The sequence below is a fragment of the Sodalis sp. RH19 genome (genome assembly GCF_047324215.1).
Classification (GTDB): Bacteria; Pseudomonadota; Gammaproteobacteria; order Enterobacterales; family Enterobacteriaceae; genus Acerihabitans.
Genome location: NZ_CP178734.1, coordinates 1,622,213 through 1,641,846 on the forward strand (window position 1 = coordinate 1,622,213; position 19,634 = coordinate 1,641,846).

General features: G+C 62.4%; 21 protein-coding genes. 19 read left to right on the forward strand and 2 right to left on the reverse strand.

Annotated features, from left to right (window positions below; all coding sequences use genetic code 11):
• Positions 1-338 precede the first annotated feature (338 nt).
• The 16 genes from nifH to nifM all read left to right on the forward strand — a co-directional run bounded on the left by nifH (position 339) and on the right by nifM (position 16,167).
• Complete coding sequence (nifH, locus tag ACL2XF_RS07290; RefSeq protein WP_410014893.1) at positions 339-1,223, forward strand: nitrogenase iron protein; 885 nt, start codon at positions 339-341, stop codon at positions 1,221-1,223.
• A 75-nt stretch (positions 1,224-1,298) separates the two neighbouring features.
• On the forward strand, positions 1,299-2,747 hold the full coding sequence (gene nifD, locus ACL2XF_RS07295; RefSeq protein WP_410014894.1) for a nitrogenase molybdenum-iron protein alpha chain: 1,449 nt from the start codon (positions 1,299-1,301) through the stop codon (positions 2,745-2,747).
• A 62-nt stretch (positions 2,748-2,809) separates the two neighbouring features.
• The gene (nifK, locus tag ACL2XF_RS07300) at positions 2,810-4,381 is read left to right on the forward strand and encodes a nitrogenase molybdenum-iron protein subunit beta (RefSeq protein ID WP_413728356.1); all 1,572 of its coding nucleotides are present in this window, start codon (positions 2,810-2,812) and stop codon (positions 4,379-4,381) included.
• Positions 4,382-4,429: 48 nt separating this feature from the next.
• Positions 4,430-4,645, forward strand: a complete 216-nt coding sequence (nifT, locus tag ACL2XF_RS07305; RefSeq protein WP_410014896.1) for a putative nitrogen fixation protein NifT — start codon at positions 4,430-4,432, stop codon at positions 4,643-4,645.
• Between the two features lie 24 nt (positions 4,646-4,669).
• Positions 4,670-5,347 carry a NifB/NifX family molybdenum-iron cluster-binding protein gene (locus ACL2XF_RS07310; protein WP_413728357.1) on the forward strand — a complete coding sequence of 226 codons (678 nt, stop codon included), beginning with the start codon at positions 4,670-4,672 and terminating at the stop codon, positions 5,345-5,347.
• Between the two features lie 254 nt (positions 5,348-5,601).
• Positions 5,602-7,218 (forward strand): carboxylesterase/lipase family protein, encoded by a 1,617-nt coding sequence (locus ACL2XF_RS07315; protein ID WP_413728358.1) that lies wholly within the window; start codon positions 5,602-5,604, stop codon positions 7,216-7,218.
• Between the two features lie 163 nt (positions 7,219-7,381).
• Positions 7,382-8,764: a nitrogenase iron-molybdenum cofactor biosynthesis protein NifE gene (gene nifE / locus ACL2XF_RS07320; protein WP_410014899.1), complete on the forward strand. Its 1,383-nt coding sequence runs from the start codon at positions 7,382-7,384 to the stop codon at positions 8,762-8,764.
• A 10-nt stretch (positions 8,765-8,774) separates the two neighbouring features.
• On the forward strand, positions 8,775-10,154 hold the full coding sequence (gene nifN, locus ACL2XF_RS07325) for a nitrogenase iron-molybdenum cofactor biosynthesis protein NifN (protein ID WP_413722949.1): 1,380 nt from the start codon (positions 8,775-8,777) through the stop codon (positions 10,152-10,154).
• A complete protein-coding gene (locus ACL2XF_RS07330; protein ID WP_410014901.1) occupies positions 10,151-10,606 on the forward strand; it encodes a NifB/NifX family molybdenum-iron cluster-binding protein in 456 nt (151 codons plus the stop codon). The genes nifN and ACL2XF_RS07330 overlap by 4 nt, the downstream gene beginning before the upstream one ends.
• A gap of 170 nt (positions 10,607-10,776) precedes the next feature.
• Positions 10,777-11,097, forward strand: coding sequence for a hypothetical protein (locus ACL2XF_RS07335; protein WP_413722948.1), 321 nt, complete (start codon positions 10,777-10,779; stop codon positions 11,095-11,097).
• Positions 11,098-11,165: 68 nt separating this feature from the next.
• On the forward strand, positions 11,166-12,038 hold the full coding sequence (gene nifU / locus ACL2XF_RS07340; RefSeq protein WP_410014903.1) for a Fe-S cluster assembly protein NifU: 873 nt from the start codon (positions 11,166-11,168) through the stop codon (positions 12,036-12,038).
• Positions 12,039-12,047: 9 nt separating this feature from the next.
• Positions 12,048-13,256 (forward strand): cysteine desulfurase NifS, encoded by a 1,209-nt coding sequence (gene nifS / locus ACL2XF_RS07345; RefSeq protein WP_410014904.1) that lies wholly within the window; start codon positions 12,048-12,050, stop codon positions 13,254-13,256.
• 18 nt (positions 13,257-13,274) lie between these two features.
• Complete coding sequence (gene nifV, locus ACL2XF_RS07350) at positions 13,275-14,435, forward strand: homocitrate synthase (protein ID WP_413728359.1); 1,161 nt, start codon at positions 13,275-13,277, stop codon at positions 14,433-14,435.
• A gap of 1 nt (position 14,436) precedes the next feature.
• Positions 14,437-14,796, forward strand: coding sequence for a nitrogenase-stabilizing/protective protein NifW (locus tag ACL2XF_RS07355; RefSeq protein WP_413728360.1), 360 nt, complete (start codon positions 14,437-14,439; stop codon positions 14,794-14,796).
• A complete protein-coding gene (locus ACL2XF_RS07360) occupies positions 14,793-15,236 on the forward strand; it encodes a nitrogen fixation protein NifZ (protein ID WP_410014907.1) in 444 nt (147 codons plus the stop codon). The genes ACL2XF_RS07355 and ACL2XF_RS07360 overlap by 4 nt, the downstream gene beginning before the upstream one ends.
• A gap of 73 nt (positions 15,237-15,309) precedes the next feature.
• Positions 15,310-16,167: a nitrogen fixation protein NifM gene (gene nifM / locus ACL2XF_RS07365; RefSeq protein WP_413728361.1), complete on the forward strand. Its 858-nt coding sequence runs from the start codon at positions 15,310-15,312 to the stop codon at positions 16,165-16,167.
• Positions 16,168-16,227: 60 nt separating this feature from the next.
• Here nifM and ACL2XF_RS07370 read toward each other — a convergent pair whose 3' ends face one another.
• Positions 16,228-17,130, reverse strand: coding sequence for a LysR substrate-binding domain-containing protein (locus ACL2XF_RS07370; protein WP_413728362.1), 903 nt, complete (start codon positions 17,128-17,130; stop codon positions 16,228-16,230).
• 106 nt (positions 17,131-17,236) lie between these two features.
• On the opposite strand from ACL2XF_RS07370, the gene ACL2XF_RS07375 reads away from it, so the two are divergent.
• The 3 genes from ACL2XF_RS07375 (at position 17,237) to ACL2XF_RS07385 (ending at position 19,063) form a co-directional block, all read left to right on the forward strand.
• Entirely contained in the window at positions 17,237-17,896 is a 660-nt protein-coding gene (locus ACL2XF_RS07375; protein ID WP_413728363.1) for an O-methyltransferase, read from the forward strand.
• 73 nt (positions 17,897-17,969) lie between these two features.
• Positions 17,970-18,593, forward strand: a complete 624-nt coding sequence (locus ACL2XF_RS07380; protein ID WP_413728364.1) for a pyridoxamine 5'-phosphate oxidase family protein — start codon at positions 17,970-17,972, stop codon at positions 18,591-18,593.
• 149 nt (positions 18,594-18,742) lie between these two features.
• Complete coding sequence (locus ACL2XF_RS07385; protein ID WP_413722943.1) at positions 18,743-19,063, forward strand: PTS sugar transporter subunit IIB; 321 nt, start codon at positions 18,743-18,745, stop codon at positions 19,061-19,063.
• A gap of 17 nt (positions 19,064-19,080) precedes the next feature.
• Here ACL2XF_RS07385 and ACL2XF_RS07390 read toward each other — a convergent pair whose 3' ends face one another.
• On the reverse strand, positions 19,081-19,608 hold the full coding sequence (locus ACL2XF_RS07390; protein ID WP_413728365.1) for a flavodoxin: 528 nt from the start codon (positions 19,606-19,608) through the stop codon (positions 19,081-19,083).
• Between the last annotated feature and the right edge of the window lie 26 nt (positions 19,609-19,634).

Consider the following 19,634-nt stretch of genomic DNA (forward strand, 5'->3'; position numbering starts at 1 on the left):
CCGGATGGCCAGGAGATCGCCAGTTTGCTGATAATCCGCACAATTTTCGCTGATTCGCGGCAGCTTATCCGCTCGTTTATCGCGTGGGCGGCAAGAGGCGGGGCGTGTTTGTTCCCTTTAATGACGAAATGGCGAAGCCAACCTGGCGCGCGGCCAGCCGTTGTGCGCACCGGCTGTGTCTGCTTTATGACAAAAGGTTTGAACTTTGTTCATAACCCGGTGGCGATAAATCTTCTCATTAAAAAAATATTCTGCAATTTCATTAAGTTGAAATATGACGGCTTCTGGTACGTTCCCTGCTTAATAGAAAGGGTCAACCGACTAACAGGAGAATGCACATGGCTATCCGTCAATGCGCCATTTATGGCAAAGGTGGCATAGGTAAATCCACTACGACACAAAATCTCGTTGCCGCTCTGGCCGAGATTGGCAAAAAGGTGATGATTATCGGCTGCGATCCCAAAGCGGATTCCACCCGTCTGATCCTGCATGCCAAAGCACAGAACACCATTATGGAACTGGCCGCCGAAGTCGGCTCGGTAGAAGATCTGGAGCTGGAAGACGTTTTGCAAATCGGTTATCGCGGCGTGCGCTGCGCCGAATCAGGCGGCCCTGAGCCGGGCGTCGGCTGCGCCGGCCGAGGCGTTATCACCGCCATTAACTTCCTGGAGGAAGAGGGCGCGTACGAGGAAGATCTGGATTTTGTGTTTTACGATGTGCTGGGCGACGTGGTCTGCGGCGGGTTCGCCATGCCGATCCGCGAAAACAAGGCGCAGGAAATCTATATCGTCTGCTCCGGCGAAATGATGGCGATGTACGCCGCCAACAATATCTGCAAAGGCATCGTCAAATACGCCAAGTCCGGCAAGGTGCGCCTCGGCGGCCTGATCTGCAACTCGCGCCAGACCGATCGCGAAGACGAGCTGATCATGGCGCTGGCGGACAAGCTCGGTACGCAAATGATCCACTTCGTGCCGCGCCATAACATCGTGCAGCGGGCTGAAATCCGCCGTATGACGGTCATCGAATACGATCCAACCTGCGGCCAGGCCGAAGAGTACCGCACGCTTGCCCGCAAAATCGTCGACAACAAAAAAATGATAGTGCCCACCCCGGTCACCATGGACGAGCTGGAAGCACTGTTGATGGAATTCGGCATCATGGATGTGGAAGACGAAACCATCATCGGCAAAACCGCGGCGGAAGAAGCGCAGTCAGCCTGATACGGCCGCGCGGGGCCCTGAGCCGGCAACGGCTGGCTTAGGTCACTATCCCATTTATTATGTAAGGACATCGCCATGACCGATATAACCGGCGAACAAACGCTGGCGCTGATTCAGGAAGTTCTGGAAGTCTTTCCTGAAAAAGCCCGCAAAGAGCGTGCCAAGCACTATATGCTGAGCGATCCGGAAATGGAAAGCGTTGGCAAATGCATTACTTCCAACCGTAAATCCCAGCCCGGCGTGATGACGGTGCGCGGCTGCGCCTACGCCGGCTCGAAAGGGGTGGTGTTCGGACCTATCAAGGACATGGCCCATATCTCCCATGGCCCCATCGGCTGCGGCCAGTATTCCCGCGCCGGCCGCCGCAACTACTATACCGGCGTCAGCGGCGTCAACGCCTTCGGCACCCTGAACTTTACCTCGGATTTCCAGGAAAAAGACATTGTGTTCGGCGGCGACAAAAAGCTGACCAAACTGATTGAAGAAATGGAAACCCTGTTCCCGTTGACCAAAGGCATCTCCATCCAGTCCGAGTGCCCGGTGGGCCTTATCGGCGACGATATCGAGGCGGTGGCGCGGGAAATGCAGAAAAAACTCGATAAACCGATCGTGCCGGTGCGGTGCGAAGGGTTCCGCGGGGTATCCCAGTCGCTGGGTCATCATATCGCCAACGACGTGGTGCGCGACTGGATTTTATCCAACCGCGATGACGAAGCGTTTGAAACCACCCCTTACGATATCGCCATTATCGGCGACTACAATATCGGCGGCGACGCCTGGGCCTCCAGGATCCTGCTGGAAGAAATCGGCCTGCGCGTGGTGGCGCAATGGTCCGGCGACGGCACCCTGGTGGAAATGGAAAATACCCCCAAGGTGAAGCTGAACCTGGTGCACTGCTATCGCTCCATGAACTACATCTCGCGCCATATGGAAGAAAAATACGGCATTCCCTGGATGGAATATAACTTCTTCGGCCCGACAAAGATTGCCGAGTCCCTGCGCAAAATCGCCGCGCTGTTCGACGAGACCATTCAGGCCAATACCGAGGCGGTGATCGCCAAATACCAGGCCCAGACCGACGCCATTATCGCTAAATTCCGCCCCAGGCTTACGGGCAAGCGCGTGCTGCTGTATCTCGGCGGCCTGCGCCCGCGCCATGTGATCGGCGCGTATGAAGATTTGGGGATGGAAATCATCGGCAGCGGCTATGAATTCGCCCATAACGATGACTATGACCGCACGTTGCCGGACCTGAAAAAAGGGACGCTGTTGTTCGATGACGCCAGCAGTTACGAGCTGGAGGAAATCATCAAGGCGCTGAAACCGGATCTTATCGGCTCCGGCATCAAGGAAAAATACATCTTCCAGAAAATGGGTTTCCCGTTCCGCCAGATGCATTCCTGGGATTACTCCGGCCCTTATCACGGTTACGACGGTTTCGCCGTTTTCGCCCGCGATATGGACATGACCCTGAATAACCCGAGCTGGACCCAGTTGACCGCGCCCTGGCTGAAAACCGCCTGAGATTGTTTGCCTGAAGCCTGAACCCGTCAGTTCACAGATTTGTGGCGCGGGAGGAGAGAATCATGAGTCAGAGTGTAGAAAAAACCAAGGCCTGCTATCCGCTGTTCGAGCAAGCGGAATACCAGGCGCTGTTTACCAGCAAACGCGAGCTGGAAGAGGCCCACGGCGAAGCCCGGGTCAAGGAAGTCTTCGAGTGGACCACCACCCGGGAATACCAGGAGCTGAATTTTAAGCGCGAGGCGCTGACCATCGACCCCGCCAAGGCCTGCCAGCCGCTGGGCGCGGTGCTTTGTTCGCTCGGTTTCGCCAATACGCTGCCCTATGTGCACGGCTCGCAGGGCTGCGTGGCGTATTTCCGTACCTATTTCAACCGCCATTTTAAGGAACCCGTGGCCTGCGTGTCGGATTCGATGACCGAGGACGCGGCGGTGTTCGGCGGCAATAACAACCTGAACAACGGCCTGCAGAACGCCCATGCGCTGTATAAGCCGCAGGCTATCGCCGTCTCCACCACCTGCATGGCGGAGGTGATCGGCGACGACCTGAGCGCCTTTATCGCCAATGCCAAGAAAGACGGCTTTATCGACCCCGCGGTACCGGTGCCTTATGCCCATACCCCGAGCTTTATCGGCAGCCATATCACCGGCTGGGATAATATGTTCGAGGGTTTCGCCCGCGAATATACCGATAAAACCGACGCCCGGGATTACCAGCCCGGCCGTAACGGCAAAATCAACCTGGTGACCGGTTTTGAAACCTATCTCGGCAATTTCCGGGTGCTGAAACGCATGATGGAGCAGATGGGCGTTGGCTACAGCCTGCTGTCCGATCCCTCCGAAGTGCTGGACACCCCGGCGGACGGTGAATACCGCATGTATGCCGGCGGCACTACCCAGGACGAAATGCGCGACGCGCCGAACGCCATCGATACCCTGCTGCTGCAACCCTGGCACCTGCTGAAAACCAAAAAAATGGTGCAGGAGAACTGGCAGCAGCCGGCCACGCCGGTGGATGTGCCGCTGGGACTGGAAGCCACCGACCGGCTGCTGATGACCGTAAGCCAGCTGACCGGCAAGCCGATTCCGGACGCCCTGACGCTTGAGCGCGGCCGGCTGGTGGATATGATGCTCGACTCCCATACCTGGATCCACGGTAAAAGCTACGGCCTGTACGGTGATCCGGATTTTGTCATGGGCATGACCAAGTTCCTGCTGGAACTGGGCTGCGAACCGACGGTGATCCTGTGTCATAACGCCAATAAACGCTGGCAGAAAGAGCTGAAGAAGGTGCTGGCCGCGTCGCCTTACGGCCAGGAAAGCGAGGTGTATATCAACTGCGATCTGTGGCATTTCCGTTCGCTGATGTTTACCCGCAAACCGGATTTTATGATTGGCAATTCCTACGGCAAGTTTATCCAGCGCGATACCCTGGCCTTGGGCGAGCAGTTTGAAGTGCCGTTGATCCGCATCGGCTTCCCGATTTTCGACCGGCATCATCTGCATCGTATCGCCACCTGGGGCTACGAGGGCGCCATGACGGTATTGACCACCCTGGTCAACGCCACCCTGGAAAAACTGGACCGCGACACCATGAAAATCGGCAAGACCGATTATAACTTCGACCTGATCCGCTGACCGACCGGCCCAGGCGCGTCCTGGGCCGCCCTACGGGAGAAAGCCGCTATGCCGAGTGTGTTATTCAGTGAAAAAGGCGCCGACCTGTACTGCTATATCGCCAAACAGGATTTGGAGGCGCGGGTCGTGCGCATTGAATTTGACGATGCCGCCTGCTGGGGCGGCATGTTCGAGCTGGAGGGCGGCAAGTCGTATTACATCTTTCCACAGCCGGGGAAACCGCCGTTCCCGGTGCGTTTACGCGCCAGTAAAAATGCCGGATAACCCCATGGCCACAGGAGCCTACCGATGAATGTCGCAACCGACGATCCTTTATTCTGGCGTCTGTTCGCCCTGGCGCAGACCCTGCCGCAGATGCCCCCACGGGAGATGATCCTCTGGCTGGAGAAGGCGTCCGGCCAGCCGTTGACGCCGGCGCGGCTGGCCCGGCTGAGCCTTGATCAACTGGCGCGGGCGTTTCCCGCCGGCGCCGGCCAGCCGACGGTGGCGCTGTGGCAACAGGTGATGTCTTGCCTGGCCGGAGAACTGCCGCAGCATCTGACCACCCAGCCGGAGCGGGCGGAGCCGTTGCAATTACGCGCCGCCTTCGCCTCCGGCGACGGCCTGGCGATCGACGGCCATTTCGGCCAGGCCAAGCTGTTTTTTATCTATGCTTTTGACGATCGGGGGCCTTACCTGCAACAGGTCAGGCGCTATCGCGACGATCCCGACGCGCTGGAGGAAGGCAACGAAGCGCGGGCGCGCATGTTAAGCGATTGTCATCTGCTGTTTTGCGAGGCGATAGGCGGCCCGGCCGCCGCTCGCGTGATCCGCAATAATATCCATCCCATCAAGATTAAGCCGCCGATGACCATTGAACAGCAATTACAGGCGTTGCGCGCCATGCTGGCGGGGCGTATCCCGCCCTGGCTGGCGAAACGCCTGGGAAAAACCCACCCTCTTGCGCAGCACCAGTTTTCGCTGTGACGTCCCGCGGGCTTGCCCCGGGGGTATAACAGGGGCGCGCGGGGCGCGGCGGGCTCGCCGCCGCCCTGGCCAATCCCGTCGTCAGTCCGTTTAGGCGCCCTTGTGGGCGCCGTTTTTTTTTATCCTGACGAAAGTAGGGTGAAAAGCGGCCATCCTTTAACGCGGCGGCTAATATAGTCAGGGGATGGGCGTTTCAGCGCTGACGACGGTGATGGGCTGTTGTTCATGGTATCTGGCGATTAAGAGGCTAAGGGATGGTCGGTAAAAAAAGTAACGGCGCGTTTATCTGGCGGCGCGTCTGGCTGGCGTTGTTAGGGGGGATGCTGTGCGGCTGCATGGACATGCCGGGGAAAGTGCCCCAAATCGTCAACGATCCCGCCGCATCCGCAAGGATTGTTGCTACCGCGGACGGCTCGGTGCGGGGTGTCGTCTCGGCGCACGGGCAAGCCTTCCTGGGGGTTCCGTTCGCGGCGCCGCCCGTGGGGGAACTGCGCTTCGCACCGCCGGCGCCGGCGATCCCCTGGCGCGGGGTGCGAAGCGCCGATCGCATCGGGCCGGCGTGTCCGCAGCCCGCCTTGCCGGTGGCCGGCAATAGCGCCGAGGATTGCCTGACGCTGAATATCTACGCGCCGCATAATGCCGGCAAGGGCGGGGTTTTCCCGGTGATGGTATGGATTTATGGCGGCGCGCTCGAACTGGGCTCCAACGGGCAATATGACCCCAGCGTACTGGCGGAACGGCAGGGCGTGATCGTCGTCGCGCCCAACTATCGCACCGGCGCCCTGGGCTTCCTGGCGCATCCGGCGCTGCGGGGCCCGGGGGAGGGAAATTATGGCGTGCTGGATCAGCAGGCCGCGCTGCGCTGGGTAAAGCGTAATATCGCCGCGTTCGGCGGCGATGCGGACAACGTCACTCTGTTCGGTGAATCGGCCGGGGCGCTCAGCACCTGCGTTCATCTCCTGTCGCCCGGATCGCGGGGGTTGTTCCAGCGGGCGATCCTGCAAAGCGACAGCTGCGCGCAGCCGGACACGTCATTACCGCGCGCGGAGGCGGAAGCCGGCGGGCTGATAATGGCGCGCGACCTCGGCTGCGGCGATGAGCGGACCGCGCTGGCGTGTTTGCGCCGCGTGCCGGCGAAAAAGCTTTACCAGGCGACCAGCCATCGGCGCGGCAATAGCGGCAGGGACGGCTGGGCGCCGATGACGGGAGGGGATGCGCTGCCTGAGCCGCCGTACCAGGCGTTTGCGGCGGGCAAGGGCGCTCCGGTGCCGGTGCTGATGGGCAGCAACCGCGACGAAGGGCGGCTGTTCGCCAATTTCAAGGCGTTCACCTTTGCCATGAGTCACCGCCGGGGGTTTGAGGACGCCGTCGCGCGCGCCTTGCCCGGCGATACCGCCCCCGTGCTGAAGACGTATGCGGACGTCGCCGCCCGGTCGTACTATCAGGCTTTCGCCGATATTGTCACGGACTCGCACTTCGCCTGTCCGATCCTGACGATGCACCGGCTGCTGGGCGCACGGGCGGCCTTCTACGCCTACGAGTTCGACGATCCCCACGCGCCGATGTCATTGCCGCGCGCGCCGTTTACCCCGGCCATGGGATCCTATCATGCCGCGGAAATCGCCTATGTTTTCCAGCGGCCCTGGGCGCTGGCCGACCCGCGCGACTTCGACGCCCGGCAGCAGGATCTGGCCGCGCGTATTCAGCAGGCGTGGGGGACCTTCGCCCATACCGGCCAGCCCGCGGCTATGCCGGCCTGGCCGGTGTTCGACGGCGCGCGGCCCTATGCGCTTGCCGTACAGCATACCGGTTTTGTGGAGGACTTCGCCCTCAGGCATCGCTGCGCATTCTGGAACGCCAGGGGCTACTGAGGGCAGCTTATGTCGCCGGGCAGGTATTCCCCTGTCAGGCCGGTTGTCTGTTTTGTCGCGTTCACGACAATAAAAATTCTTTTCAAAACAGCGGGTAGCCGCTGGCCCGTGATTTGCAAACCAGAGTCATAGCAAGACTATTGCCGGTTACGGAGAGAACCTGATGAAAAATACTGATATCGCCGCCCTGTTCGTGGAGCCTGCCTGCGAGCATAACGGCAAGCATAAAACCGGGTGCAAACCGCCCAAGCCGGGATCCACCGCGGGCGGCTGCGCCTTTGACGGCGCGCAGATTACCCTGCTGCCGGTGGCGGACGTGGCGCATCTGGTGCACGGGCCGATTGGCTGCGCCGGCAGTTCCTGGGATAACCGGGGCAGCCGCAGCTCGGGACCGGCCCTTAACCGGCTGGGTTTCACCACCGATTTAAGCGAGCAGGATGTGATCATGGGACGCGGCGAGCGCCGGCTGTTCCACGCCGTGAAGCATATCGCCGAGCGCTACCACCCCGCGGCGGTCTTTATCTATAACACCTGCGTGCCGGCCATGGAGGGCGACGATATCGAGGCGGTGTGCCGCTCGGCCTCGGCGGCGGCCGGCATTCCGGTCGTGGCCGTCGACGCCGCCGGTTTTTACGGCAGCAAAAACCTGGGCAACCGCATCGCGGGCGATGTGATGCTGCGCCAGGTCGTAGGGCAACGCGAGCCCGCGCCCTGGCCGGCGGATTATCCGGTGCCCGCGGCGCGCGGCCATAACATCTGCCTTATCGGCGAATACAATATCGCCGGCGAGTTCTGGCAGGTGCTGCCGCTGCTTGATGAGCTGGGCGTGCGCGTCCTGTGCACGCTTTCCGGCGACGCGCGTTTCGCTGAAATCCAGACCATGCACCGCGCCGAGGCCAATATGCTGGTCTGCTCCCGCGCCCTGATTAACGTTGCGCGCAGGCTGGAGGAGCGGTACGACACGCCCTGGTTCGAGGGCAGCTTTTACGGCATGCGTGAAATGTCGGCCTCGCTGCGCCAGCTGGCGCAGCTGCTGGACGATGCGGATCTCACCGCGCGCACCGAGCTGCTAATCGCGCGCGAGGAGGCGGCGACCCAGCTGCGCCTTGAGCCCTGGCGCGACCGGCTGCGCGGCAAGCGGGTGTTGCTGTACACGGGCGGCGTGAAGTCCTGGTCGGTGGTCTCGGCATTGCAGGATTTGGGGCTGGACGTGGTGGCCACCGGCACGCGCAAATCCACCGAGGAGGACAAGGCGCGCATCCGCGCCCTGATGGGGGAGGACGCGCTGATGCTTGACGAGGGCAACCCGCGCCTGCTGCTGGATACCGCCTATCGTTTCCGCGCCGACATGATGATCGCCGGCGGCAGGAATATGTATACCGCCTATAAAGCCCGGCTGCCGTTCCTGGATATCAACCAGGAGCGCGAAGAGGCCTTCGCCGGCTACGGCGGCATGGTTAACCTGGCCGAGGCGGTGTGCCGCACGCTGGAAAGCCCGGTCTGGACGCAGGTTAACCAGCCGGCGCCCTGGCAGATAAAAGCCTGAGGAGAAGATCATGACGCACGTTGTCCGTTCGGTAAAACCGCTGGCCACCAGCCCGATCAAGAGCGGTCAGCCGCTGGGCGCCATCCTGGCCGCCATGGGGCTGGAAAGCTGTATCCCGCTGGTGCACGGCGCCCAGGGTTGCAGCGCTTTCGCCAAAGTGTTTTTTATCCAGCATTTCCACGAGCCGGTGCCGCTGCAATCCACCGCCATGGAGCCGATCACCACCATCATGGGCGCCGACGACAATATTTTTACCGCACTGGAGACCTTGTGCGAGCGCAATGCGCCGCGCATTATCGTCCTGCTCAGCACCGGCCTGTCGGAAGCGCAGGGCAGCGATTTGGGGCGGGCGGTGGCGCTGTTTCGCGCAAGCCATCCCAAGCACCGGCAGGTCGGCATCCTGACCGTCAGCACGCCGGATTTTTACGGCTCGATGGAAAACGGCTATGCCGCGCTGCTGGAAAGCGTGGTGCAGCAGTGGGTGCCCGCTGAGCCCGCGGCCGGGATTCGCGGCAAACGGGTGAATATTTTTCTGAGCCATATGTTTACCCCGGGCGATCAGGAGCTGATCCGCAGCTATGTCGAGGCTTTCGGCCTGCAGCCGGTGATCCTGCCCGACCTGACGCAGTCCATGGACGGACATCTGGCGGCGGGCGATTACAGCTCGCTGACCCAGGGCGGCACACCGCTGCGCCTGATGGAACAGTTGGGACAAAGCGTCGCCACCTTTGTGATCGGCGTTTCGCTCACCCGCGTGGCCGCGCTGATTGAGCCGCGCGGACGCGGCATCTGCGTGCGTTTGCCGCATCTGATGACGCTTGCGCATATGGATGCGTTTATCGGACAGCTGCACCAGATTTCCGGTCGCGAGGTGCCGGCCTGGATAGAGCGGCAGCGCGGGCAGATGCTGGACGCGATGATCGATTGCCACGGCGAGCTGCAGGGCGGGCGCATGGCGGTGGCCGCCGAGGCGGATTTGCTGCGCGGCTGGTGCGATTTCGCCGTCAGCCAGGGCATGAGCGTGGTGAACGCGGTGGCGCCGGTCAACCAGCCCGGGCTGGCCGCGCTGCCGGTGGAAAAAGTCATCATTGGCGATCTGGAGGATTTGGCGGATCTGCTGGCCGAGACCCCCGCCGACATGATTTTTGCCAACTCCCACGCCGCCTCCCTGGCTGAGCGCCTGGATATGCCGCTGGTGCGCACCGGTTTCCCCCTCTACGACCGTCTGGGCGAATTTCGCCGTACCCGGCAGGGGTATGCCGGCATCCGCGACACCCTGTTCGAACTGGGCAACCTGATGCGCCATCGCCATCATCATCAGCCGGTGTACCACTCGCCGCTGAAACAGCAATTTCCTGCCGTCTCACTTGCACAGGACGCCGGCGTATGAACAACTTCCAGCGCAATCTTACGGTGACCACCGCCTCCGACTGGGCGCTGCGGGTCGCGTTCGCCAGCACCGACCTGCACCAGGTCAACCAGCATTTCGGCTCGACGCCCCGGCTGGCGATTTACGGCGTCAAACCCGATCGGGTGACGCTGCTGCAGGTCACGGATTTTATCGTCCAGCCCGGACATGACCTGGATAAGCTGGGCTGTCGTATCGCGGCGCTGGAGGGTTGCCTCTCGCTGTACTGCGTGGCGGTGGGCGAAAGCGTGTTCCGGCAGCTGCTGCGCGTCGGGGTACGGGCGGTGAGCGTGCCCGCCGCCACCTCCATCGTCCATCTGCTGACGGAAATCCAGCAAAACTGGGATGCGCCGACGGTACAGCGCCATCAGGAAAAACGCGATCCCAGGCGCTTCGAGCGTTTCCGGCAGGAGAGCCGCTGGGAGGAAGAGTAGCGCGGGAACAGCGCTGATTTGTGTCAATTCCCTGACAAAACCGACAACCAACCCCGACATGTTCGGGGTTTTTAGTGCGCCGCGCGGCGCTATCTTATTGAAATAACGATAAAGATGTGACTGGCATCACATTTGCTCATGATTAAGTACCCCCCACGCGGAGCGACATCATGATTCAGATTGAAGCGGAAGCCCTGCAACAGCTGCTTTTATTGCGCCGGCAATTGACCGCGCCCTGTGCCGGCCTGCGCCTTTGGCTTGAGGGCGATGCCTGCCAGGGCTGGCGGGTTTCCCTGGAGTGGAGCGCGGCGCAGCGGGAGGAGGAGTATCGCGTCGAGTATCAGGGATTGGTGCTGCTGGCGGCCGTTACGCACTGGCCCTATCTGCAGGGCGCGACGCTCGCGGCGGGCGCCCGGGACGGCGAGCCGGGCCTCTGGATAGATCTTCAGGCGTCGGCCTGCCAGTGCGACCACCAGACCTGCGCATCATAACCGGCATTCAGCTAAGGCATTCACCCGGGGTATCGCCAAGCATCGCCCCGTGAACTGGAGAAAAATGTATGTGGAATTATTCAGAAAAAGTTAAAGATCATTTTTTTCATCCGCGCAATGCCAAAGTCGTCGAGCAGGCGAACGCCATAGGCGACGTCGGTTCGCTGAGCTGCGGCGACGCCCTGCGCCTGATGCTTCGCGTCGACCCCGAGACGGAAATTATCGAGGAGGCGGGTTTCCAGACCTTCGGCTGCGGCAGCGCCATCGCCTCTTCCTCGGCCCTGACCGAACTGATTATCGGCCGCACCCTGACGGACGCGGCGCAGCTGACCAATAAGCAGATTGCCGATTACCTCGACGGCCTGCCGCCGGAAAAAATGCACTGCTCGGTGATGGGGCAGGAAGCGCTGCGCGCCGCCATCGCCCAGTTCAGGGGCGAGGCGCCGGACGCCGATCACGAAGAAGGCGCGCTTATCTGCAAGTGTTTCGGCGTCGACGAAGGCCATATCCGCCGCGCGGTGCTGGAAAACGGCCTCACCACCCTTGAGGATGTGATCAACTACACCAAGGCCGGCGGCGGCTGTACCTCCTGCCATGAAAAAATCGAGCAGACCCTCGAGCAGATATTGAGCGCCAGGCCGGCAGTGGCGCAGGCCGTAGGCAAGCCCGCGCCGCAGCCGCAGCCCCGCGATGAAAACTGGCTGGCGGTGGAAGAGGTCATCGCCGGCCTGCGTCCGCACATCCAGGCCGACGGCGGCGATATGCGCCTGCTGAGCGTGAACGATAAACAGGTGACCGTCTCGCTGTCCGGCAGTTGCAGCGGTTGCATGATGACCGATATGACCCTGGCCTGGCTGCAGCAGAAGCTTATCGAACGCCTGGGCCGGTTTATGCACGTGGTGGCCGACCCGGCCACGGTCTCCACCAGCGAAGTTGAATGAGGTAAGCCGATGAAAGCTGTTTATCTGGATAATAACGCCACGACACGTCTGGACCCGATGGTCCTGGAAGCGATGATGCCGTTTCTCAGCGAACACTACGGCAATCCATCGTCGATCCATGATTTCGGCCAGCCCGCGGGCATTGCGCTGGCCAAGGCGCGGGAACAGGTGGCGAGCCTTTTGGGCGCGCGCCACGACAGTGAAATCATTTTTACCTCCTGCGCCACCGAGGCCACGTCCACCGCCATCCTGTCGGCGGTGGCGGCCTACCCGGAGCGGCGGGAAATCATTACCAGCATTGTGGAACATCCCGCGACGCTTGCGGTATGCGAATACCTGGAACGGCAGGGCTACCTGATCCACCGCCTGCCGGTGGACGGCGAGGGCGCGCTGGATATGGCCGCCTACCGGGCGGCGCTCAGCGACCGCGTGGCGCTGGTTACCCTGATGTGGGCCAATAACGAAACCGGCGTGGTGTATCCGGTGGCGGCCATGGCCGAGCTTGCCCATGAACAAGGGATACTGTTCCATTGCGACGCGGTGCAGGCGGTGGGTAAATTGCCGGTGGCCGTCGGCGCGAGCGCCATTGATATGCTGTCCTGCTCCGGCCATAAATTTCATGGTCCCAAGGGGATCGGCTGCCTCTATCTGCGCCGCGGCACCCGGTTCCGGCCGTTGCTGCGCGGCGGCCACCAGGAGCGCGGGCGGCGCGCCGGCACCGAGAACATTGCCGGCATTGTCGGCATGGGCGCGGCGGCGGCGCTGGCGGATATCCATTTGCCGATGATGGACAGCGAGATTGCCCGAATGCGCGATCGTCTGCAAGACGGTATTCTCGGCGCCGTCGGCCATACCCTGGTGATGGGCGGCGGGCAGCCGCGCACGCCGAACACGGTCAATATCGCCTTCGAATATATCGAGGGCGAGGCCATCCTGCTGTTGCTAAACCATGTCGGCATCGCCGCCTCCAGCGGCAGCGCCTGTACGTCCGGTTCCCTGGAGCCGTCCCATGTGATGCGCGCCATGGGCATTCCGTATACCGCCGCCCACGGCACCATCCGTTTTTCGCTATCCCGCTATACCCGCGAAAAAGAGATTGAGTATGTCATTGAGCAATTGCCGCCGATCATAGCCCAACTGCGCGCCTTATCGCCGTACTGGCAGGGCGATCGTCCGCTGGCGGTGGAAAACGCCGCCTTTGCGCCGACCTATGGTTAACCCGGGAGAGCCAGGCCGATGACCGCTATCGTGATTAACGACACTACGCTGCGCGACGGCGAACAAAGCCCCGGCGTGGCGTTCAGCGCCGGGGAAAAGGTCGCCATCGCCCGCGCCCTGACCGGGGCCGGGGCGGGCGAGCTGGAGGTCGGCACGCCGGCGATGGGCGATGAAGAATGCCGGCGCATCGCGCTGGTGCGCCGGGCGCTGCCGCGGCAGACCTTGATGTCCTGGTGCCGGTTGAACCGCCATGATATCCGGCTGTCGGCGGACCTGGGGCTGGACTGGGTGGATATATCGCTGCCGGCGTCCGGGCCGATGCGCGCTTACAAGCTGCATATGGGCTGGCCGCAGCTGGCGCGGGAGCTGTCCGGCCATATTGCCTACGCGCGAACTTTGGGGCTGCGGGTCAGCGTCGGCTGCGAGGACGCCTCGCGCGCCAGCGACGAGGAACTGCGGCAGATAGCCCTGGTGGCCGGCGACGCCGGCGCGCTGCGGCTGCGCTTTGCCGACACGCTGGGCGTGCTCGATCCCTTCGTTACCTTTGAACGCATCACGGCGTTACGCTGTCACTGGCACGGCGAAACCGAAATGCACGCCCATAATGACCTGGGGCTGGCGACCGCCAACACCCTGGCGGCGGTGCGGGCCGGGGCGACCCATGTCAATACCACGGTCTCGGGGCTGGGCGAGCGCGCGGGCAACGCCGCGCTTGAAAGCGTGGCGATGGCGCTGGAGGCCTGCCTGCAGGTCGACACCGGTATCCGGCTCGACCATCTGCCCGGCTTATGCGCGCAGGTGGCGCAGGCGGCGCGGCGCCCGATCGACCCCCAGCAACCGCTGGTGGGGGAACAGGTGTTTACCCATGAATCGGGTATCCACGTGGCCGGGTTGCTGAAAAATCCCGCCTGCTATCAAAGCATCGATCCGGCCCGGCTGGGGCGCGGCCACCGCCTGGTGCTGGGCAAGCATTCAGGGCGGCACGCGGTCGAGCGTATCTACGGCGAGCTGGGATACCGGCTTACCGGCGGCCAGGTGGAGCAACTGCTGCACGCCTTGCGCGCGCGCGCCGAGGAGTGGAAGCAGATTCCAAGCGACGAGCGGCTGCGCGATCTTTACAGCGAATTATTCGCTTTGCCCGGACCGGACTTCGGTTTGGCCCGCTGCGCGGGAGGCTAGAATGGAGTGGTTTAGCACATTACCCGGCGTTGATGAGCTGGAATCCGCCGAGGCGTTTTTCGCTTATTTCGAGCTGCCCTGCGACCCGGCGGTGATCCGCGCGAAACGCCTGCATATCATGCATGATTTCCACCAGCGCCTGGCGGGGGTGATAAGCCTGCCGCTGGCCGATCTGCCGCCGGGCGACGCCGGTGAAATGCGCAGAAACAAGGCGTACTGGTCGCTGGCCAGGAGCCTGCTGAACGACAGCTACCGGCACTTTCTGCAAGGCGAGGTGGCGGCGCAGTCGGGGCTATCGGTGTATCAACGCCACAAACGCTGTTTTATCCCCTGGAGCGGATTAATGGAGGTGCATCCTTGAAACCGACCTATGACTTTGGCGATCGGGTACGGGTTATCCGATCGCTGCGCAATGACGGCACCTTTCCCGGCAAGGCCCGGGGCGAGAAGCTGGTCCGCAAGGGCAGTATCGGCTACGTGCGGGAATGGGGCACGTTTTTACAGGATGAGATTATCTACCAGGTGCATTTCGTCGCGGAGGACTGCATCGTGGGCTGTCGCGAGCATGAGCTGATTTCAGGCTCGGCCCCCTGGATTGCCGGGCAATTCCAGTTTGGCGACTGGGTGAGCGCCGCGCTGCCGCTGGCGATTAACGGCGATCCGGTGGTGACGGAGGGCCAGGTGGGCCAGATTATGGATGAAATCCGCGATGTCCAGCCCATGGCCTATGTGGTGCTGTTCGAAGGCAGGTTGTTCCGGGTGCCGGAGGTGGCGCTGACCCCCCGGGTCTGCGAAAGCTGAGCCAGGCTCCTGGCGGCGCCACGGCGGCACAGGACGCGCCGCGGGCAAACGCATCAACCCACAGGAAACCCTAATGGAAAAATGGCAGGTATTTTCCCGCTTAAAACTGGCGCTGGCTTTGTATGAAACGCCGCCGTGGCTATTAACCGCCGAACAGCTGACGGAGTTCGAACCACGCTATGCCCGCCAGCTGCGGCTTGAAAGCCGGGTGGTGGACCAGGCCGGGGCGCTTGGGCTGCGCGCCACGGAAAACGATATCCGCGCGGCGGTGGCCGAGCTCGATCAGCGCCTGGCCGATGCCGCGCTGCAGCCGCGGCAATTGGCGGCCATAGGGCTGGACGCCAGGGGCCTCTATGAGGCCATGACCCATGAAGTCCTGCTGGACAAGGTCCTTGAACACGTGGCGCAGCAGGCTCCGGCGCCTTCGGCGGCGGACGTGGCGCAGTGGTACGCCGCCCATCGGGACAACTTTATGCGTCCGGAGCAGCGCGCATGCAGTCATATACTGCTGACGGTGGATGAAGAGCAGCCGGGTTGCCAGCCGGACCAGGCGGCGCGGCGCATCGCCATCCTGCACCGGCGTCTGCGCCGCGACGTGCGCGACTTCGCCGGGCTGGCGCAGCGCCATTCGCAATGTCCCACCGCCCTTGACGGCGGCAACCTGGGTTGGGTCAGCCGCGGCCTGTTATATGCTTCCCTTGATGAAACCCTGTTTGCCCTGCCGGCGCGGCATATCAGTGACGTTGTCACTAGCCCCATGGGGCTGCATATCCTTTACTGCCGGGACATCCGCCCGGCCGCGCCGATACCGCAGGACGAGGCCATGAATGCCGTTGAAACCAGGCTTCGCGCCAAAGCGCGCCAGGCTTACCAGCGCCAGTGGCTGGAAACGCTGGCGCGGGACGGCCAGCCGCCGGCGGCGGCGCGCTAAGCCGGCAGGGCGGGCCGGCAACTAGACGATGGCCGGCAAGGAGGTACGCGTGGCACGGCGTTATGGCTGTGTCGCCTCCGGCGGTCTGGATCGCGCGCCTGCGACATACTCCCGCGCTGCGGTTTCCAGCCACCGGCAAAAAATGTCGGCCTTGCGGTTTTGCTTTTGGCGACGCAGGGCCACATAGCCGAGACCGCTGTCGATAAAGCCGAAGGGGGCGATCAATCGTCCCGCCGCCACATCTTCCGCCACCAGCGGCCAGGGGGATATCGATACGCCCAGCCCCGCGATAGCCGCTTCCAGCATAAAATAAAAATGCTCGAACTCGGCCGCGCCTTCACCGGCCGCGGCGATGCCCGAGCGCGCGCTCCAGTCAGACCAGGCGTTGCGCCGGGAAACCGTGTGCAACAGCGCCGCCGGCCATGGCTTTCCGGCGGCAAGCCGGATTGACGGCGCATGGACCGGGCCGAATTTCTCGCTGAACAAGGGGATGACGTCGACGCCCGGCGGCCAGGGCGCGCGGCCCACCCTGATCGCCACGTCGACATTATCCCCGATGGGATCCGCCGAGGTGCCCGCCGAGTTCAGGCGTACCTCGACCCGGGGATGATGCGCGTTAAAGTGATGCAGGCGCGGTATCAGCCAGCGCATGGTAAAGGTGCCGGGACATGAAACGTCAAGCGTGCCCTCATCGGTATCCGCAATCTGCCGCACGGCCAGATCCACCTGATCAAAGGCGCAGGTCAAGGCCGGCAATAGCCGGTATCCCGCCTCCGTCAGCGTCGGCGCATGTTTCGGGCCGGCGAACAGGGCGACGCCAAGCCAGTTTTCCAGCTGTTTAACCTGCCTGCTGACGGCGCCGTGCGTGACGCACAGCTCCTCAGCCGCCAATTTCATCAGTCCCAGCCGCCCGGCCGCTTCAAAGGCCTTGAGCGCGTTCAGTGAGGGGATGCGGCGTCTCATGGTGATTTTTTCTCACTTAGCTTGTCAGCAAAAGTCGATTAACAGCCATCTAATCAGGAAGTAGGGTGGTATGCAAAAGAAAGGTGCAATGACAACAGGAGGCCGTATGCAACAACAAATGTGCCAGGCAGTGGATGATTATCTTAACCGCCTGCTGGTCCCGGAAGATCCGATCCTGCGGCGGGTCGCGGCGGCAAACCGCCGGGCGGGCCTGCCGCCCCATGATGTCGCCCCTAACCAGGGCAAACTGCTGTTTATATTTGCCCGCATGGTCAGGGCGCGGCGGATTCTTGAAATCGGCACGCTGGGCGGGTACAGCACCCTTTGGCTGGCAAGGGCGCTGCCTGAGGACGGCGAGCTGATAACGCTGGAATGCCAGGAAAAACATGCGGCCGTCGCGCGCGACAATCTCAAGCGCGCCGGCCTTGGCGCACGGGTCAGCCTGCGGGTGGGGCCGGCGCTGGCGACGCTTGCGGCCTGGGATGACATGGCCCCTTTCGACCTGATTTTTATCGACGCCGATAAGGTGAATAATACGGCTTACCTGGATTGGTCGCTGCGTCTGTCCCATCCCGGCACGGTCATTATCGCCGATAATGTGATCCGCGGCGGCGCCATACTGGACAGCGCCAGCCAGGATGCGAGCGTGATCGGCGTGCGGCGCTTTTTTGCCGCCTTGTCTGCTAATATCAAGCTGACGTCGACAGCCCTGCAAACCGTGGGATGCAAAGGATGGGACGGGCTTTCCCTCTCCATCGTCAATTAAGCCCTCAGGGTCCCGGGCCAGGTATGGATGACGCTTTTACCGCTGCGCCCGCATTATCCCGCAGGAGAAACCTATGCCACAAGATGACTTTCGCCTCACCACGGCTGCACAGCTGGAGGCGATATACGGCGCGGTAGCGCCCCCCTCGATTGTCAAGGAAACGGATTATCTTCATCCGGCCTACCGGCCGTTTATCGAAGCCGCGCCGTTCGCGGTGCTGGCAACGGCGGGCGGCAGCGGCCTGGATGCGTCGCCGCGCGGCGATCCGGCCGGATTTGTTCATATCGAGGACAGCCGCACGCTGCTCTTGCCCGACCGGCGCGGCAATAACCGCATCGATAGCCTCAGGAACATCGTCGAGGACCCGCGCGTCGCGTTATTATTCCTGATCCCGGGCATCGGCGAAACGCTGCGGGTCAACGGCACGGCCGACATCAGCGTTGAACCGGCGCTGCTGGCGCGTTTCGCCATGGCGGGCAACCCGCCGCGCACGGTGCTGCGCATCAGGGTGCAAAGCGTTTTCTTCCAATGCAGCCGCGCCGTTATCCGCGCGCGCCTGTGGGATCCCGCCACGCAAATCGCGCGCGACAGGCTGCCCAGCGCGGGGACTGTGCTGAAAGCGATTTCCAACGCCGGCATTGATGGCGACGCCTACGACCAGGCCTTGCCGGACCGGCTGAAAAAGACGCTTTACTGAATCAGCCGCACACGGGACGTAGCGGCCGACACGCCGCCCGGCGGGCGTTGGTCCGGGATTAACCCGAAGTGTAATTCGGGAGATGAGGCACAATTTTCCCCGGCCGCCGGTGCATACTAGGCTTAACCTCATAAAGATAAGGGTTAAGCATGAAAAAAATTCTCTTATGCTGCGTTTCCGGCACCTCTTCGTCGGTGCTGGCCCGCAGGATGCAGGCGCTGGCCGCGGCCAAGGGCCTTGCTGTCCAGGTCAGCTTTGTCGATCTGGAGCATATCGGCGATACCTGCGCCGACTACGACTGCCTGCTGCTGGGGCCGCATATTCAGTACAAACTGAATGAAATCGTCGGCATCTACAACTCGCCGTCCAAGCCCGTCGCCATTATCCGCAGCATTGACTACGGCATGATGGACGTGGAGAAAATCCTGCACGACGCCCTGGTGATGCTGGATGAGTCGACCCCGGCGTAGCCGGGATCCCGGCTACGCTAGAGCGCGGCTTTCACCAGGCTGACCCAGGTTGCCACCCGATCGGCGCTCAGGTCGGCCTGGTTATCCTGGTCCAGCGCCAGTCCGACGAATTCGTCGCCTTCCAGCGCCGCCGACGCCCTGAAGACATAGCCTTCCCGCGGCCAGGCGCCGACGACGTTGGCGCCCGCGTCCGCGACGATATCGTAAAGTTCACCCATGGCGCTGACGAAATTATCCGGATAGGCCTCCTGGTCGCCCAAGCCGAACAGCGCCACGGTTTTACCGCTTAAATCCGCCTGCGCCAGGGTATCGGCGAATTCCGCCCAGGATTCGCTCTGGCATTCCGCGTCCAGGCCCGGCAACTGGCCGTCGGCCAGCGTCGGCGTACCGAGGATCAGTACCGGGTAGGCGAGCAGATCCTCAAGGGTGGCGCGGTTGATGTTTTTCGGTTCGTCCGCCTCGCCGTCAAACTGCTGATGGATCAGCTTGGCGATCTTGCGGGTTTTGCCGGTGTCGGTACCAAAAAAAATGCCGATCTTAGCCATAAGAATGTTCCCCAATTGTTAACTTT

Coding starts and splice junctions, on each gene's coding strand:
- nifS (WP_410014904.1), top strand. CDS start 12,048: ATGAAAGCTGTTTATCTGGATAATAACGCCACGACACGTCTGGACCCG.
- nifM (WP_413728361.1), top strand. CDS start 15,310: ATGGAAAAATGGCAGGTATTTTCCCGCTTAAAACTGGCGCTGGCTTTG.
- ACL2XF_RS07330 (WP_410014901.1), top strand. CDS start 10,151: ATGAACAACTTCCAGCGCAATCTTACGGTGACCACCGCCTCCGACTGG.
- nifT (WP_410014896.1), top strand. CDS start 4,430: ATGCCGAGTGTGTTATTCAGTGAAAAAGGCGCCGACCTGTACTGCTAT.
- ACL2XF_RS07355 (WP_413728360.1), top strand. CDS start 14,437: ATGGAGTGGTTTAGCACATTACCCGGCGTTGATGAGCTGGAATCCGCC.
- ACL2XF_RS07390 (WP_413728365.1), bottom strand. CDS start 19,608: ATGGCTAAGATCGGCATTTTTTTTGGTACCGACACCGGCAAAACCCGC.
- nifD (WP_410014894.1), top strand. CDS start 1,299: ATGACCGATATAACCGGCGAACAAACGCTGGCGCTGATTCAGGAAGTT.
- ACL2XF_RS07385 (WP_413722943.1), top strand. CDS start 18,743: ATGAAAAAAATTCTCTTATGCTGCGTTTCCGGCACCTCTTCGTCGGTG.
- ACL2XF_RS07370 (WP_413728362.1), bottom strand. CDS start 17,130: ATGAGACGCCGCATCCCCTCACTGAACGCGCTCAAGGCCTTTGAAGCG.
- ACL2XF_RS07315 (WP_413728358.1), top strand. CDS start 5,602: ATGGTCGGTAAAAAAAGTAACGGCGCGTTTATCTGGCGGCGCGTCTGG.
- nifH (WP_410014893.1), top strand. CDS start 339: ATGGCTATCCGTCAATGCGCCATTTATGGCAAAGGTGGCATAGGTAAA.
- nifE (WP_410014899.1), top strand. CDS start 7,382: ATGAAAAATACTGATATCGCCGCCCTGTTCGTGGAGCCTGCCTGCGAG.
- nifN (WP_413722949.1), top strand. CDS start 8,775: ATGACGCACGTTGTCCGTTCGGTAAAACCGCTGGCCACCAGCCCGATC.
- ACL2XF_RS07375 (WP_413728363.1), top strand. CDS start 17,237: ATGCAACAACAAATGTGCCAGGCAGTGGATGATTATCTTAACCGCCTG.
- ACL2XF_RS07310 (WP_413728357.1), top strand. CDS start 4,670: ATGAATGTCGCAACCGACGATCCTTTATTCTGGCGTCTGTTCGCCCTG.
- nifK (WP_413728356.1), top strand. CDS start 2,810: ATGAGTCAGAGTGTAGAAAAAACCAAGGCCTGCTATCCGCTGTTCGAG.
- ACL2XF_RS07380 (WP_413728364.1), top strand. CDS start 17,970: ATGCCACAAGATGACTTTCGCCTCACCACGGCTGCACAGCTGGAGGCG.
- ACL2XF_RS07335 (WP_413722948.1), top strand. CDS start 10,777: ATGATTCAGATTGAAGCGGAAGCCCTGCAACAGCTGCTTTTATTGCGC.
- nifV (WP_413728359.1), top strand. CDS start 13,275: ATGACCGCTATCGTGATTAACGACACTACGCTGCGCGACGGCGAACAA.
- nifU (WP_410014903.1), top strand. CDS start 11,166: ATGTGGAATTATTCAGAAAAAGTTAAAGATCATTTTTTTCATCCGCGC.